The sequence below is a fragment of the Streptomyces dioscori genome, from assembly GCF_003024195.1.
GTDB classification, from domain to species: Bacteria; Actinomycetota; Actinomycetes; order Streptomycetales; family Streptomycetaceae; genus Streptomyces; species Streptomyces dioscori.
In genome coordinates this window covers 163,729-178,244 of the sequence record NZ_KZ679048.1, presented here as the reverse complement: position 1 = coordinate 178,244, position 14,516 = coordinate 163,729, and the positions used below count along the sequence as shown (strand labels likewise).

Sequence of the window (14,516 nt, the reverse complement as noted above, 5' to 3'; positions counted from 1 at the left end):
GCCCGTGGAACGCAGTCCGGACACAGCCCGTACACGGCCCTCCGGATATCCACCGGAGCCGAGCGGACCCGCGCAGACCCGCGCGATGTGTCTCAGGACACGCAGGCGGCGTTCAGTTCCGCCACCTCCACCGTGAGCGACTTGGCCAGCAGGTCGAGGTCCGGGACGGCCTCCGCGTCGGCGACGAGCCCGTAGTGGACGCGTCCGCGGAACGTCGACACCGCGACCGCGAGGGCCTGGCCGCGGGCCAGCGGGGCGAGCGGGTAGACCTCGGTCAGCGGGCAGCCGCCGAGCGTCATGCCGAGGCTGGGCAGCGGCACGCTGGTGACCAGGATGTCGAAGAGGAGCCGGGCCGCCTGGCCGACGACGGGCATGCCGAGCCGGTGGCCGATGGCCGGGACGTGGTCGGCGAGCAGGGCGACGGCGCCCGCGCCCCGGTGGGGCCCCGCGTCCTTGTTGTGGTTCATGGCCGTCCGCACGGTGGCGAGCCGCGCGAGCGGGTCGGGGTCGTCGACGGGAAGCCGTATCAGGTACCCGGAGAGCCGGTTCCCCTGCGGGTGCGCGGTGCGCGGGCGCCGTCGGGAGACCGGGATCAGCGCCCGGGGCGACACCCCTTCGCTGCCGTCACCGCGCTCGTCGAGCCAGCGGCGCAGGGCGCCCGCGACGACGGCGATGAGGACGTCGTTGACGGTGCCGCCCACGCTCTTGCGGATCGTGTGGATCTCGTCGAGTTCCACCGCGACGCCCGCGACCCGGCGGGTGCCGGTGGGCTTCGAGACCAGGGCGGGCGAGGACCGTACGTCCCAGGTGGCGCGGGCGACGGAGGCGCCGATGTCGAGGGCCCGGCCCACGTCGGAGAGGGCGCCGCGGACCAGTCCGGGCAGCTTCGTCACATCGGGGACAAGGCCGGCGAGGGTGCCGCGCGCCGGTTCCGCGGGGCGCGGGCGGGGCGCCGGCATGTCCATGGGGTCGAGGACGGCTGCCGCGAGTGCCAGGGCCCGCAGCCCGTCGGCCAGCGCGTGGTGGAACTTGAACAGCACGGCGAAGGAGGTACCGTCCACGCCGGGCACGACGTGGGCCTCCCACGGAGGTCTGCCGCGCTCCAGGGGCCGCTGCATGAGCGCGCCGGCGACGGCGTGGAAGTCGGCGGCGGGGGCGTGCAGCCGGACGTGGTCGAGCGGCTCGAAGTCGGGGGCGGCCTCACGGGCGGCGCCGCCGAAGGCGAGCGGCCGGCGCAGATCGAACCCCGACGCCTGCCGGATGTCGAGCGGCTGCCAGATGTCGCGGATCCGCATGCGCAGCCCGGGTACGCCGGCCGCGCGGGCCGCGAGCAGGTCGGCCGCGTGCCGGCCCGCGGCGGGCGACGTGGCCGCGAAGATCCCCAGTGCTCCGAGGTGCATGGGGTGCTCGCGGGATTCGATGTTCCAGAACGCCAGGTCGAGTGGTGCGAGAAGGTCGGAGTCAGAGGGCCTCGTATGCAATGGCTTGACTCTCTCGTCGGCGACGGGTGAGCCAGCAGTCAATCCCGGCCGGACGATTACGGTCAAGTACGATCAAGCTACGCTCAGTTAACAGCAGATTAAGTCCCGCTCCCGCCGCTACCAGCGACACGAGCGGGACCTGTGTGACCCAGGAGGCATTCCCGAGTGGCCGACCTCACCTCTCGGCGGGCTCGGGCGAAGGCTCCCTACGGCACCTGCTGGCCCTTGCCGAGGGCTATCACGCCGTCCTTGGAGACCGTGTAGAGCTCCCGGTCCCGTTCCGGATTGACGCCTATGGTCGCGCCCGGCGGTACCTGCACGTTCTTGTCGAGGACCGCGCCGCGCACGACCGCGCCCCGTCCGATGTGCACGTTGTCGTGGAGGATCGACCCCTGGACGACCGCTCCCGGGTCGACGAGGACACCCGGGGAGAGTACCGAGCGCGTGACCTGCCCCCGGATGAGGCAGCCCGCGCTGATGATCGACTCGCTCGCGATGCCGCCCGCGTTGAACCGGGCCGGGGAGAGCTGGCCCGAGCTGGTGTAGATGGGCCAGCTCCGGTTGAAGAGGTTGAAGGCGGGCCGCTCGGCGATCAGGTCCATATGGGCGTCGTAGTACGCGTCGAGGGTGCCCACGTCACGCCAGTAGCCCTGGTCGCGGGTGGTCTCGCCGGGCACGTGGTTGTCGCTGAAGTCGTAGAGCCCGGCCTCGCCGCGGTCGGTGAGCTGGGGGAGGATCGAACCGCCCATGTCGTGCACGGAGTTCGCGTCCTCGGCGTCCCGCTGCAGCGCCTCTATCAGGGCCTTCGTGGTGAAGATGTAGTTGCCCATGGAGGCGAAGACGCACTCGGGGTCGTCGTGCAGTCCGGGCGGGTTCGCGGGCTTCTCCAGGAAACGTTCCACCGTCTGCCCGTCCGTGCCCGGGGTGATGACGCCGAAGGACGACGACTCCGTCCGCGGGACCCGGATACCGGCCACGGTCACCCCCGCCCCGCTGTCGATGTGCTGGGCGAGCATCTGGCGCGGATCCATGCGGTAGACGTGGTCGGCGCCGAACACCGCCACGTACTCGGGCTGCTCGTCGTACACGAGGTTCAGGGACTGCAGGATCGCGTCGGCGCTGCCCAGGTACCAGCGCGGGCCGAGGCGTTGCTGGGCCGGGACCGGCGTCACGTAGTTGCCCAGCAGGCTGGACATCCGCCAGGTCGTGGTGACGTGCCGGTCGAGCGAGTGCGACTTGTACTGCGTCAGCACGCAGATGCGCAGAATGTCCGCGTTGACGAGATTCGACAGTACGAAGTCGACGAGGCGGTACGTGCCTCCGAACGTGACCGCTGGTTTGGCACGGTCCGCGGTGAGGGGCATCAGGCGTTTGCCTTCCCCGCCCGCCAGCACGATTCCGAGCACCGAAGGTCCACCACGACGCATGGCCGCTCCCCTAACCCTCATTGATCCGGGCCTGCCTTCCGGCAGACCGGACTACGCCTGTTTGAGGATCTCCTCGTAGAGCCGGACCGTCCGCCGGGCGACGGCGTCCCAGCCGAACTCCCCCACCGCGCGCTGCCGTCCGGCCTCGCCCATCCGCCGGGCGGCCCCGGCATCCCCGAGGACCGAGTCCAGCGCCTGCGCGAGTCCTGTCTCGAAGTCCTCGTCCACGGACACCAGTACCCCGGTTTCGCCGTCCTCAACGACCTCCGGGATACCGCCGACCCGGGAGGCGACCACCGGGGTTCCGCAGGCCATCGCCTCCAGGTTGACGATGCCGAGGGGCTCGTAGACCGAGGGGCAGACGAACACCGCGGCGTGGGTGAGGAGTTGGATGACCTCGGGGCGGGGCAGCATCTGCGGGATCCAGTGCACTCCCTCGCGGACCCGGCTCAGCTCCTCGAAGAGGACACGGAACTCCTGGTCGATCTCGGGGGTGTCCGGCGCGCCCGCGCAGAGCACGACCTGTGCGGCGGGGTCGATGTCGCGCACCGCGCGCAGGAGGTGCGGCACGCCCTTCTGCCGGGTGATGCGGCCCACGAACAGCACGTACGGCCGCGCGGTGTCGATGCCGAGCCGTTCCAGGACGTCCGTGCCGTGGTCCGGGCGGTAGAGACTCGTGTCGATGCCGTTGTGCACGATGTGCACCCTGGCCGGGTCCAGGGACGGATAGCAGCCGAGGATGTCCTCGCGCATGGCCCCGGAGACGGCGATCACGCCGTCGGCCGACTCGATCGCGGTGCGCTCGGCCCAGCTGGAGAGGGCGTAGCCGCCGCCCAGTTGCTCGGCCTTCCAGGGGCGCAGCGGCTCCAGCGAGTGGGCGGTCATGACGTGCGGGATGCCGTACTGCAGCTTCGCGAGGTGGCCGGCGAGGTTCGCGTACCAGGTGTGCGAGTGGACGAGGTCGCGGTCCTCCAGCGCGGCGGCCATCGACAGGTCCACGGAGAAGGTGCGCAACGCGTCGTTGGCACCGTCGAGCACGGGCCAGGGCCGGTGCCGGACCACCCCGCCGCCGGCGCCCTCCCCCCAGCAGTGCACGCCCAGGTCGGTGAGCGGCCTCAGCTCCCGGGCGAGGAACTCGACATGGACTCCCGCCCCGCCGTACACGTCCGGCGGATATTCCCGGGTCAGCAGTCCCACTCGCACCCGGAACCCCCTGTCTCTGCGGCTGGTTCCCACATGGTCACCCAGATGGGTCGGTCAGGGAAGAGCGCGGCGTCCGCCTGAAGCAGCAGTCGCCGCACACCCCGCCACCGGGTACCCGGTAATAGAGGCAGCAACTGCGTCGGCGGAAGGCGATTCCGTCCAGGGTTCCGGTGTCCCGCAGGTCGGGGTGGCCGAGGAGCTCGGCGGCGAGGGCCCGTACGCGGTCGCGTACGTCCGTACGGCCGTGGGCGGCGGCCCAGCCGTCGAGCAGGCGGGCGGTGCTCGCGAGGGCGGAGGCCGCGTTGCCCCACAGCAGCCCCTCGGCCACCGGGTGGCGGGCGCGCAGCGCCGCCGCGAGGGGTTCCAGGTGACCGTGGTGCACGAGGCGTCGGATGGTCGCCGCGTCGCCGGGCAGGGCGCGCACCCGCGACAGCCACAGGTCGTCGGGGGCGCTGCCGTCGGCGTCCCAGTGCAGCAGGCGCGGGTCGAGGTCGGGCACCCGCCCGTAGAGCACGGCCGCGCCGAGAGCCACGGACCACAGCCGGGCGGCGAGCCCCTGCTGCGCCACGGACACCCCGACGCGCACCTCGGGCGCGGCCAGCAGCCGGACGACCTTGCGGACGCGGAAACCGAGCGGATCCGCCGCCTCGTCCCCTCGACGCCCCTCGGTGACGCCCGGCGTCGCGTAGACCTCGGCGAGCGTCGGCAGCGGCGGCCGGCCCGTGCGCGGGCGGGACCGTCCCGTGCGCAGGGCGAAGAAACCTTCGAGAGCGGCGAGCCGCTTGAGGTCCGGATCGAGATTCACGAAGAACAAGTACACCAAGGGGGCATAACGGCGCCCGAGTGCGGGTTGTACTTCGTGTCACCCGACCTGGGGAGGACTCGGTCCAAGACGTACTCCATCGGCAGTAGGACCCAATGACTGCTCAGGTACGACGACACGGGACCTTTCGCAAGGGATCGTCATCACCATGGAAGCCGACCGTTCGCCGCACCGGACTCTGCACCCGCCGGAGCGCGTCCGCCACACGCAGAGGAGAGACACATGAGCGCACTAGTGCTGTCTGTGGTCCTCTCCCTCGTCTCCGCCGTCGCCTACGCGGGCGGGGCCATCGTGCAGGAACGTGTCGCGGCGACCACGCCCGACCGTACGTACGCGCCCATGCGCCAGCTCGCCTGGTGGGTCGCGGTCGGTCTCAACGCGCTCGGCGGACTGCTGCACGTCGTGGCGCTGGCCTACGGGCCGCTCAGCCTGGTGCAGCCGCTGGGCGCGCTGACCATCGTGTTCGCGCTGCCCATGGCGGCCGTGTTCGTCCGCCGCAGGGCCGGGGCGACCGCCTGGCGCGGCGCGATCATGGCGACGGTCGGTCTGGCCGGGATCCTGGCGCTGGTCGGCACCGCCGACTCGCAGTCGCTGAACAGCACCCAGCGCGTCGTGGTGGCCCTGGTCACCGGCGGTGCGGTGGTGGCGCTGATGACGGCGGCCCGCGCCGCGCACCGGCACCCGGCCGTGCGCAGTGTGCTGCTGGCGATCGCGGCGGGTGTCGCCTTCGGTATGTCGTCGGTGTTCACCAAGACCGTGGCGGTGGACTGGACCGGTGGAGTCACACTCGCCGATCTGCCGAGCCTCGCCGTGATCGGCGTGCTGGCGACCGCCGGAATGCTGCTGTCGCAGGCCTCCTACCGGGGCGCCGGACTCGCGGCCCCGCTGGCGACGCTGACCGTCGTGAACCCGATCGTGGCCGCCGCGGTGGGTATCACGATGTTCGGCGAGACGTTCCGCTACGGCGAGACGGGCACGATGCTCGCCCTCGGCTGCGGAGTCGTCGCCGCGGGCGGCCTGATCCTGCTCACCACGGAGCGGATCAGCGGCTCGGAGCGTACGCGGCCGGTCGCGCCCGCCACGTCGGTTCCGTCGGCTGCCGGAGCGGCACCCATGGCCGCGGACGCGGCCCGGGAAACGGCCCAGGACGTGTCCCGGGCCGTGGCTCCGGAGGCCGTGCCGAGTCCTTTGGAGCAGGCCACCGCGCTTTTTCCTCCCGAGCGGCCCACGGTCTCCGCTTCGGCCCCGGGCTCCGGCTCCGGCTCCGCCGAGCGGCGGATCTCCTCTGGCGTGCGGGACAAGGCGTATACGCCGATGGGTGCACGCGAAGAATCGTTCACGGTGCCTGCGGTACGGAGCGAGCCTGTCGCACCGGCCGCGCGCACGGGCCATGGCGAACGTGACCGCTCGCGCCCGCCCGGGGCCGGGGTGCCCGGCGGCCGGGAGGGGTCGCCGGTGGCGGCCGGTGGGATGCTCGCCGCCGCACGCGAGGCGGCCCTGGTGCCGCCGCCCGGATCCAACGGGCCCCCGCCGCCCGGCGACGTACCGGACGGCCCGGACGAGGTGGCGTGGCCGGAAGGCCTCTACTACGGCCTTCCGTGCCTGCCCCTGCTGCCCGCCCCGATGGTGCTGCGCTCCTGCGTCAAATCCTGACGTCAAATCCTGACGCGGACGGTCAGATCCCCATTCCGCAGGTCAGATCCTTACTCCGCCGGCGCGCAGGTAGGCGACCGGATCGACGTCGCTGCCGAAACCGGGCCCCGTCCGCACCTCGAAGTGCAGATGCGGGCCCGAACTGTTGCCCGTGGAGCCGGACCGGCCGATGCGCTGGCCGGCCCCGACGCCCTGCCCGGCCTTCACGGAGATCGCGGACAGGTGGGCGTACTGGGTGTAGCGGCCGTCGCCGTGCCGGATCACCACCTGGTAGCCGAAGGATCCGCCCCAACCGGCGGTCACGACGCTGCCCGCCCCGACCGACTTGACGGACGTACCGGTCGGCACCGGGAAGTCGACGCCCGTGTGGTAGCCCTTCGACCAGGAGGAACCCGCGGCGTGGTACGGGGTGCCGGTACCGGCGGCCACCGGGGCGGTGAGGGTGTGGGTGGCCGAGTGGGTCTTCTTCTCGGACTTCTCCTCGGCCTTCTCGGCCTTCTCCTTACCCTTCCTGTCCCGCTTCTCCTGCTTCTCCTTCTTGTCCTTCGTCTGCGCCTTGCCGGACGACGACGTGGAGGTGCTGTTCGCACCGGGTGCCTTGCCGTGCAGGCTCAGCCGCTGGCCGGGCACGATCAGGTCCGGGTCGGCGCCGACGGTCCTGCGGTTGGCTTCGTACAACTGGCGCCAGCCGCCGGGTATCTTGCGGGTGCCGGCGATCTCGGAGAGCGTGTCGCCGTGCACGACCGTGTACATCTCGGCGGTCCCGGCCCGGGACTGGGGAGTCGTCTGCGGCTGTACGTCGACCTTGCGCTTGGCGGTCTGCGTGGAGGTGCCCGAGGGGCTGATGTCGGGGCTGTCGCCACCGCGCGTGAGCCCCGCCCGCTGCGAGCAGGTGGGCCAGGCACCCGGCCCCTGACCGTCCAGGACCTTCTCGGCGACGGCTATCTGCTGGTCCTTGGTGGCGAGGTCGGCGCGGGCGGCATAGGCCCGGCCGCCGTAGGCCTCCCAGGTGGACTGGCTGAACTGGAGTCCGCCGTAGTAGCCGTTGCCCGTGTTGATGTTCCAGTTGTTCGTGGACTCACAGGCGGCGACCTTGTTCCACGTGTCCACGTCGGCCGCGTTCGCGACGCCGGTCCCGATGAGCGGTATCGCCATTCCGGCACCGCCCACCGTGACAGTGAGTGACGCGCGGTTGATCCTGTTGGGCTGATACCGGCGGTGCCGACCGCGTACGGCCATGAAGGTGCCCCCTAAACAAGCGTCAGGAGCGGCAAAAGTAAACGCTGCTAACAGGCCATGACAAGAGGGCAATCAGCCTCCCTATCCCGCCAAGTGACCAGGAATGCCCCTTCGTTCACGGCGGTTGATGTCCATACCGGTGGCAGCCGCGGGGGTGAAGTTCGCCGGGAGGCTGAGGCGAGGACGCCTCTTCTGCGTACACAACGTCGGCAAGGCAGGATGTGCGGTCGGAGAACCGGCAAGTCAGGATGGTCGGTGGGTCAATACTGGCGGGCAGGACCGGCACCACTGATTCAGGATCTTAGGAGCCAAACCGTATGAGCAACTCAGCGCAGATCGGCGTCACGGGACTCGCGGTGATGGGGCGCAATCTCGCCCGTAACTTCGCGCGGAACGGATACGCCGTCGCCCTGCACAACCGGACGGCGGCGCGCACGCACGCGCTGGTGGAGGAGTTCGGCAGTGAGGGCGACTTCATCGCGACGGAGACGGCCAAGGAGTTCGTGGCCGCGCTGGAGCGGCCCCGCCGCCTGGTGATCATGGTGAAGGCCGGTGAGCCGACCGACGCGGTGATCCAGGAGTTCGCCCCGCTCCTGGAGCCCGGCGACATGATCATCGATGGCGGCAACGCGCACTTCGCGGACACCCGGCGCCGGGAGCGCGAGCTGCGCGAGCAGGGCATCCACTTCGTCGGCGCGGGCATCTCCGGCGGCGAGGAGGGCGCGCTCAACGGCCCCAGCATCATGCCGGGCGGCCCGGTCGAGTCGTACGAGTCGCTGGGCCCGATGCTGGAGAAGATCTCCGCGAAGGCCGAGGACGGCTCTCCGTGTGTCACCCATGTCGGCCCCGACGGCGCCGGGCACTTCGTGAAGATGGTGCACAACGGCATCGAGTACGCCGACATGCAGCTGATCGGCGAGGCGTACCAGCTGCTGCGTGACGTGGCGGGCTACTCCCCGGCGCAGATCGCCGACATCTTCCGCACCTGGAACACCGGGCGGCTCGACTCGTACCTGATCGAGATCACCGCCGAGGTCCTGTCCCACGTGGACGCGGCGACGGGCAAGCCGTTCGTGGACGTCGTCCAGGACCAGGCCGAGCAGAAGGGCACGGGCCGCTGGACCGTGCAGATCGCCCTCGACCTGGGCGTTCCGGTGTCGGGCATCGCCGAGGCGGTCTTCGCCCGGTCGCTGTCGGGCCACAGCGCGCTGCGCGAGGCCTCGCGCGGGCTCGCCGGCCCTTCGGCGACGGCGCTGAGCGAGTCCGAGGCGTCGGCCTTCGCGGACCAGGTGGAGCAGGCGCTGTACGCGTCGAAGATCGTGTCCTACACGCAGGGCTTCCACGAGGTCTCGGCCGGCAGCGCCGAGTACGACTGGAACATCGACCTGGGCGCCGTCGCGTCGATCTGGCGCGGGGGCTGCATCATCCGGGCGGCGTTCCTCGACCGGATCCGGGCCGCGTACGACGCGCGCGCCGATCTGCCGAGCCTGCTCTCCGACGACACGTTCGCGCAGGAGATCGCGGCGGCGCAGGACGACTGGCGCGCGGTGCTCGTCTCCGCCGTGCAGCAGGGTGTTCCGACGCCCGGGTTCGCGGCGGCGCTCGCGTACTACGACGCGCTGCGCGCGGAGCGGTTGCCTGCGGCGCTCACGCAGGGGCAGCGGGACTTCTTCGGGGCGCACACGTATCGGCGGACCGACCGGGAGGGGTCGTTCCACACGCTGTGGGGCGGGGACCGGTCCGAGGTCTCCGGCTGACGTCGCGTCGCGGGGTGCGGGTGCGTGGGGGCTGGTCGCGCAGTTCCCCGCGCATCTAAGAGCGAAGGCGGCGGGCGGCTGGTGTGGGCATGTCCACACCAGCCGCCCACCGCCTTTTCGGGTTTCAGCCCAGGGGGCCCGGCTGGGGCTCCGGGGTCGGGTCCGGGCCGGGCGCGGGGCGCGGCGGCGGTCCCGGGACCGGGCGGGGCTTCGGGGTCGGTACCGGGTCCGGGAAGGGCTGCGGTCGGTCCGGGCCCGGCGTGGGATCCGGATGTACGGGATCGGGGAACGGTTGCGTCATCATGTCCTCCAGCCAGAGGGAACGTCGGCTCTGGACTTCTCCCCCGCCTACCCGACTCCCGCGCACCCACTCACTCGGTCGCGGTCCCAACGGGGCCCATGTGGCCCCTTGAGGCGGCCGGACCCCTTAGGGGCGCGGGGAACTGCGCGACGAGCCCCCACCGTCCCGCACTGTGAATACCGACCCCGGCAAGGGGTTCGCTCAGAACAGACCGGGGTGAGCCCCGAGCCATTCCTTCGCCGCGCTCAGCAACGCGGGGTCCGCCACCGGCGCCACGTCCGGGTGCCGCTCGGCCCACTTCACGACGTACGGGCAGAGCGGCGCGACCGGCACGCCCTCGCGCTCGGAGATCGCGTACAGCTCACGGGCGAGAGAGCCCGCGATGCCCTTGCCCTCATGGGCGGGCTCCACGGTGGTGTGCACCGGGACGAGGGCCCGACTCGGGCTTTCGAGGACGAAGTACGCGATGCGGCCCGCCACTTCGTCACCGGCGTACGCCTCCAGGCGGCCGTGGCCCCGGTCGTCACGGATGGTGATGTCGCTCATGGATTCTCCTCGTAGTACTGGTACGGGGGTACGCGTGCGGATGCGGGGTGAGTGCGGGTCAGGCCGTCGGGACGGCGTGCGGGCTCCGCCGCTGGTCAGAGCCCGGTACCGGCTCGGAAGGGTCCGATCCGAGCGTCACGATCCGGTTGTCGCCGTCCACGTGCACGACCCGCGGCGTCAGCACACGCGCCTCGGCGTCGGAGACCTGCGCGTAACTGATGAGGATCACCAGATCCCCGGGGTGTACGAGGTGGGCCGCGGCGCCGTTGATGCCGATGACCCCCGATCCGCGCTCCCCCTCGATGACGTACGTCTCCAGCCGGGCGCCGTTGGTGATGTCGACGATGTGGACCAGCTCGCCGGGGAGCAGGTCGGCGGCGTCGAGAAGATCGGCGTCGACGGTGACGGAGCCGACATAGTGCAGGTCGGCCTGGGTGACAGTGGCACGGTGGATCTTGGATTTGAAGAGAGTACGCAGCACTTCGGACTCCTAGAAGACAGCTCCCCGCCAGCTTTCTGCAGGTCAGGGGCGTACTTCACTGTACAGCGGCAGGTCTTCGGCTCATAGAGCGCGATCAGCGGGCCGGTGGGTTGCGGCGCGGTGTGATGACGGCGTTCGGCAGGGCGGGCGCGGGCAGGGGGCCGCCGGGGAAGTCCTCGATGACGCCGAAGCGGTCGGAGGCGGCCTCCCAGTCCTCGCGGGCCTGCACCACGTCCTCGTGGCTGCGGCCGACGAAGTTCCACCACATGACGATCTCCTCCCCGAAGGGCGGCCCCCCGATGAGGACGGCCCGCACCGGGGCGTCGGTCTCGTTCACCATCGTCAGGGTGTCGGCGCCGCGGGGGACGTAACCGAGTTCGGCGGGCCGCAGCACGGTGTCGGCCAGGCGGATGTCTCCGCTGTCCACGAGGAGGCCGTGTTCGAAGGTCGTGTCCACGGCGAGGGTGAGCGTCGCGCGGGGTTCCACGACGATCTCGGCGCCGAGCAGCGGCGTGAAGGTCCTGACCGGGGAGGTCCGGCCGGCGAGCGAGCCCAGGAAGACCTTGATCACGGCCCCGTCGGCGTGCGCGGGTTCGGGCACGTGATGCTGGAAGTCCCGGGCGGTGCGGCGGTGTTGTTCGGGCAGCGCGACCCACAGCTGGACGCCGTGGAGGACTGCGGTGTCCGGGGTGGAGACCTCCGAGTGGGCGATGCCGTGGCCGCCGGTCATCAGGTTCATCTCACCGGGCCGGATCAGGGCGTGGGTGCCGAGGGTGTCCCGGTGTTCGACCTCGCCACTGAACAGCCAGCTCACCGTCTGCAGTCCGGTGTGGGGGTGCGGGGGCATGTTCATACCCCCCGAGACGGCGACCTCGTGCGGGCCGTAGTGATCGGCGAAGCACCAGGCGCCGATGAGGGTGCGCGCCCGCTGGGGCAGCGTCCGCCGTACGCGCATCGCGCGCGGGCCCCCGAGCGGGACGTCACGCGCCGAGAGGACGTCGACCTCAGCGGCCTCTGCGGGCCGGTCGACCTCGACGAGCGCACCGCAGCGTAGAGCCGCGCCATCGGTTTCCGCGTTGCTCATCGAGAGCACCTCCCACAGGATCTGGTTGTCACATCAACTAGGATGACACAGGGCGGGCCGACCGCCCAGGCATCCGCACCCACATCCACACCTGCACCTGCACCTGCACCTGCACCTGCACCACGGGCCACTTCGAGCGTGGCCGGAAGGAAGTGCCGACGTGAGCGACCGCAGCCACGACTCCGAGCCCCGCCGGATCTTCATCGACAAACAGAGCCCCAAAGCCTTCCACGCCATGGTGCAGGCCGCTGAGACGGTCCGGGCAACCGCCGCCGAGGCCGGACTCGACCGCATCACGGTGGAACTGATCAACCTCCGCGTGTCCCAGCTCAACGGCTGCGCCTACTGCCTGGACAGGCACACCGGGGCGGCCCTGCGCGCCGGTGAATCACCGCGCAGACTCGGAGTGTTGAGCGCCTGGCGGGACACCGGCCTGTTCTCTCCCCTGGAGCGCGCCGTCCTGGCGTTGGCCGAGGCCACGACCGATCCGGTGGATGCCGCGGCCCAGACCTCGGCCTTCGAGGCTGCCCGACAGGTTCTCTCCGAGGACCAGATCTCGGCCGCGATCTGGGTGGCGGTCACCATCAACGCGTTCAACCGCGTGTCCATCATGAGCAAGCACCCCGTACAGCCGCCCCGCGGCGAGTAGCGGCGGCAGGGACCGCCCTCCCCCGTCGTGGGCACTGACCGCCTCAGGGGCGGGGCACGTTCCGCAGGTTGGCGCGGGCCAGGTCGAGCATCTTGCCGACGCCTCCGTCGAGCACCGTCCGGCCCGCGGCGAAGGCGAACCCCTTGATCTGGGCGGCCGAGATGTGCGGCGGGATGGACAGCGCGTTGGGGTCGGTCACCAGGTCGACCAGGAACGGCCCGTCATGGGCCAGCGCCCGCTTGAGTCCCTCGGCAACGTCTCCGGGGTGCTCGATGCGGATCGCCTCGATGCCCGCGCCGCGGGCTATCGCCGCGTAGTCCACCGGCCCGTGGTCGGTCTCGTACTCGGGCAGCCCCTCGACCAGCATCTCCAACTTCACCATGCCCAGGGAGGAGTTGTTGAAGACGATCGTCTTCACCGGAAGATCGTGCAGCTTCACGGTGAGCAACTCGCCCATCAGCATGCCCAGTCCACCGTCACCCGACATCGATATGACCTGTCGGCCGGGGTAGGCGAACTGCGCGCCGATGGCGTGCGGCAGCGCGTTGGCCATCGTGCCGTGCAGGAACGAACCGATCACCCGGCGCCGCCCGTTGGGGGTCAGATAGCGCGCCGCCCATACGTTGGACATGCCGGTGTCCACGGTGAACACCGCGTCGTCGGAGGCGAGTTCGTCCAGCACGGAGGCCGCGTACTCGGGGTGGATCGGGGTGTGCCGCTCGACGTCGTGGGTGTAGGCGGAGACCACCTTCTCCAGCGACTTGGCGTGCTTGTGCAGCATCCCGTCCAGATAGGTGCGGTCCCGCTTCGCCTCGATCAGCGGCAGCACAGTACGCAGCGTCTCCCGGACGTCGCCGTGGACCCCGAGTTCCAGCACGGTGCGACGGCCGAGCCGCCCCGCGTCGTGGTCGATCTGCACGGTACGCGTCTGCGGCAGGAAGTCGTCGTACGGGAAATCGGTGCCGAGCAGGACGACCAGGTCGGCCTCGTGCATCGCGTCGTAGCAGGCTCCGTAGCCCAGCAGACCGCTCATGCCCACGTCGTACGGGTTGCCGAACTGGATCCACTCCTTGCCCCGCAGGGTGTGCCCGACGGGGGCGGCGGCCTTCTCGGCGAGCGCCATGACCTCGGCGTGCGCGTCCCGCACGCCCGCGCCGCAGAACAGCATCACCTTCCGCGCCGCGTTCAGCTTCTCGGCCAGCGCCCGGACCTGGGCGTCCGGCGCGACGACACGGCCGCGCTCGGTGACCAGGTCACTGTTTCCCGTCGGCCGGGTCGCTTCGCCGTGCGCGACGTCGCCCGGCAGCACCAGCACCGACACGGCGTTGTTGCCGAGAGCCCGCTGCATGGCGATCCGCAGAACCCGGGGCATCTGCTCAGGAGTGCTGATCATCTCGCAGTAGTCACTGCACTCGACGAACAGCCTTTCCGGGTGCGTCTCCTGGAAGAAGCCGGTACCGATCTGGTGGGACGGGATGTGCGAGGCGAGTGCCAGCACGGGCGCGCCGGAGCGGTGCGCGTCGTACAGCCCCTGGATCAGATGGGTGTTTCCGGGGCCACAACTCCCGGCACAGACCGCCAGCTTGCCGGTCAGCTGCGCCTCCGCCGCCGCGGCGAAGGCGGCGGCCTCCTCGTTCCGTACATGCACCCACTCGATGCCGTCGGTACGGCGCACCGCGTCGACCACCGAGTTGAGGCTGTCACCCACCACGCCGTAGATCCGCTCCACACCCGCCTGGCGCAGAACGTCCACCAGCTGCTGGGCCACGGTCAGATTCCGCATCGCCGGACTTCTCCCCTCGGACTGCACATCTGTCTCACACGACTCTCGGCAACACTCTCGCCGCGCGCCCCCGCCCTGCGACCGGCCGG

At 70.9% G+C, this 14,516-nt stretch carries 12 protein-coding genes; 3 read left to right on the top strand and 9 right to left on the bottom strand.

Annotation, left to right across the window (positions count from 1 at the left end; genetic code table 11):
* Positions 1–92 precede the first annotated feature (92 nt).
* The 4 genes from C6Y14_RS26655 to C6Y14_RS26640 all read right to left on the bottom strand — a co-directional run bounded on the left by C6Y14_RS26655 (position 93) and on the right by C6Y14_RS26640 (position 4,916).
* Complete coding sequence (locus C6Y14_RS26655; RefSeq protein ID WP_107019366.1) at positions 93–1,481, bottom strand: wax ester/triacylglycerol synthase family O-acyltransferase; 1,389 nt, start codon at positions 1,479–1,481, stop codon at positions 93–95.
* Positions 1,482–1,687: 206 nt separating this feature from the next.
* A complete protein-coding gene (glgC, locus tag C6Y14_RS26650) occupies positions 1,688–2,908 on the bottom strand; it encodes a glucose-1-phosphate adenylyltransferase (RefSeq protein WP_107019365.1) in 1,221 nt (406 codons plus the stop codon).
* A gap of 51 nt (positions 2,909–2,959) precedes the next feature.
* A complete protein-coding gene (gene glgA / locus C6Y14_RS26645) occupies positions 2,960–4,111 on the bottom strand; it encodes a glycogen synthase (RefSeq protein WP_107019364.1) in 1,152 nt (383 codons plus the stop codon).
* A gap of 37 nt (positions 4,112–4,148) precedes the next feature.
* Positions 4,149–4,916 carry a (2Fe-2S)-binding protein gene (locus C6Y14_RS26640; protein WP_107019556.1) on the bottom strand — a complete coding sequence of 256 codons (768 nt, stop codon included), beginning with the start codon at positions 4,914–4,916 and terminating at the stop codon, positions 4,149–4,151.
* A 240-nt stretch (positions 4,917–5,156) separates the two neighbouring features.
* On the opposite strand from C6Y14_RS26640, the gene C6Y14_RS45200 reads away from it, so the two are divergent.
* Positions 5,157–6,587: a DMT family transporter gene (locus tag C6Y14_RS45200; RefSeq protein WP_225891292.1), complete on the top strand. Its 1,431-nt coding sequence runs from the start codon at positions 5,157–5,159 to the stop codon at positions 6,585–6,587.
* A 42-nt stretch (positions 6,588–6,629) separates the two neighbouring features.
* Here the strand turns inward: C6Y14_RS45200 and C6Y14_RS26625 are convergent, their stop codons facing one another.
* Positions 6,630–7,826: a transglycosylase family protein gene (locus tag C6Y14_RS26625; protein WP_107019362.1), complete on the bottom strand. Its 1,197-nt coding sequence runs from the start codon at positions 7,824–7,826 to the stop codon at positions 6,630–6,632.
* 317 nt (positions 7,827–8,143) lie between these two features.
* Here C6Y14_RS26625 and gndA point away from each other — a divergent pair, with 317 nt between their 5' ends.
* Positions 8,144–9,583, top strand: a complete 1,440-nt coding sequence (gndA, locus tag C6Y14_RS26620) for an NADP-dependent phosphogluconate dehydrogenase (protein ID WP_107019361.1) — start codon at positions 8,144–8,146, stop codon at positions 9,581–9,583.
* Between the two features lie 502 nt (positions 9,584–10,085).
* Here gndA and C6Y14_RS26610 read toward each other — a convergent pair.
* From C6Y14_RS26610 to C6Y14_RS26600, 3 genes are all read right to left on the bottom strand, one after another.
* A complete protein-coding gene (locus C6Y14_RS26610) occupies positions 10,086–10,430 on the bottom strand; it encodes a GNAT family N-acetyltransferase (protein ID WP_107019359.1) in 345 nt (114 codons plus the stop codon).
* Between the two features lie 58 nt (positions 10,431–10,488).
* On the bottom strand, positions 10,489–10,911 hold the full coding sequence (panD, locus tag C6Y14_RS26605) for an aspartate 1-decarboxylase (protein ID WP_107019358.1): 423 nt from the start codon (positions 10,909–10,911) through the stop codon (positions 10,489–10,491).
* 94 nt (positions 10,912–11,005) lie between these two features.
* Positions 11,006–11,995, bottom strand: coding sequence for a pirin family protein (locus tag C6Y14_RS26600; protein WP_107019357.1), 990 nt, complete (start codon positions 11,993–11,995; stop codon positions 11,006–11,008).
* 160 nt (positions 11,996–12,155) lie between these two features.
* Between C6Y14_RS26600 and C6Y14_RS26595 the strand changes: the two genes are divergently transcribed.
* Complete coding sequence (locus C6Y14_RS26595; RefSeq protein ID WP_225891291.1) at positions 12,156–12,644, top strand: carboxymuconolactone decarboxylase family protein; 489 nt, start codon at positions 12,156–12,158, stop codon at positions 12,642–12,644.
* 43 nt (positions 12,645–12,687) lie between these two features.
* Here C6Y14_RS26595 and C6Y14_RS26590 read toward each other — a convergent pair whose 3' ends face one another.
* Complete coding sequence (locus tag C6Y14_RS26590) at positions 12,688–14,427, bottom strand: pyruvate dehydrogenase (protein WP_107019356.1); 1,740 nt, start codon at positions 14,425–14,427, stop codon at positions 12,688–12,690.
* Between the last annotated feature and the right edge of the window lie 89 nt (positions 14,428–14,516).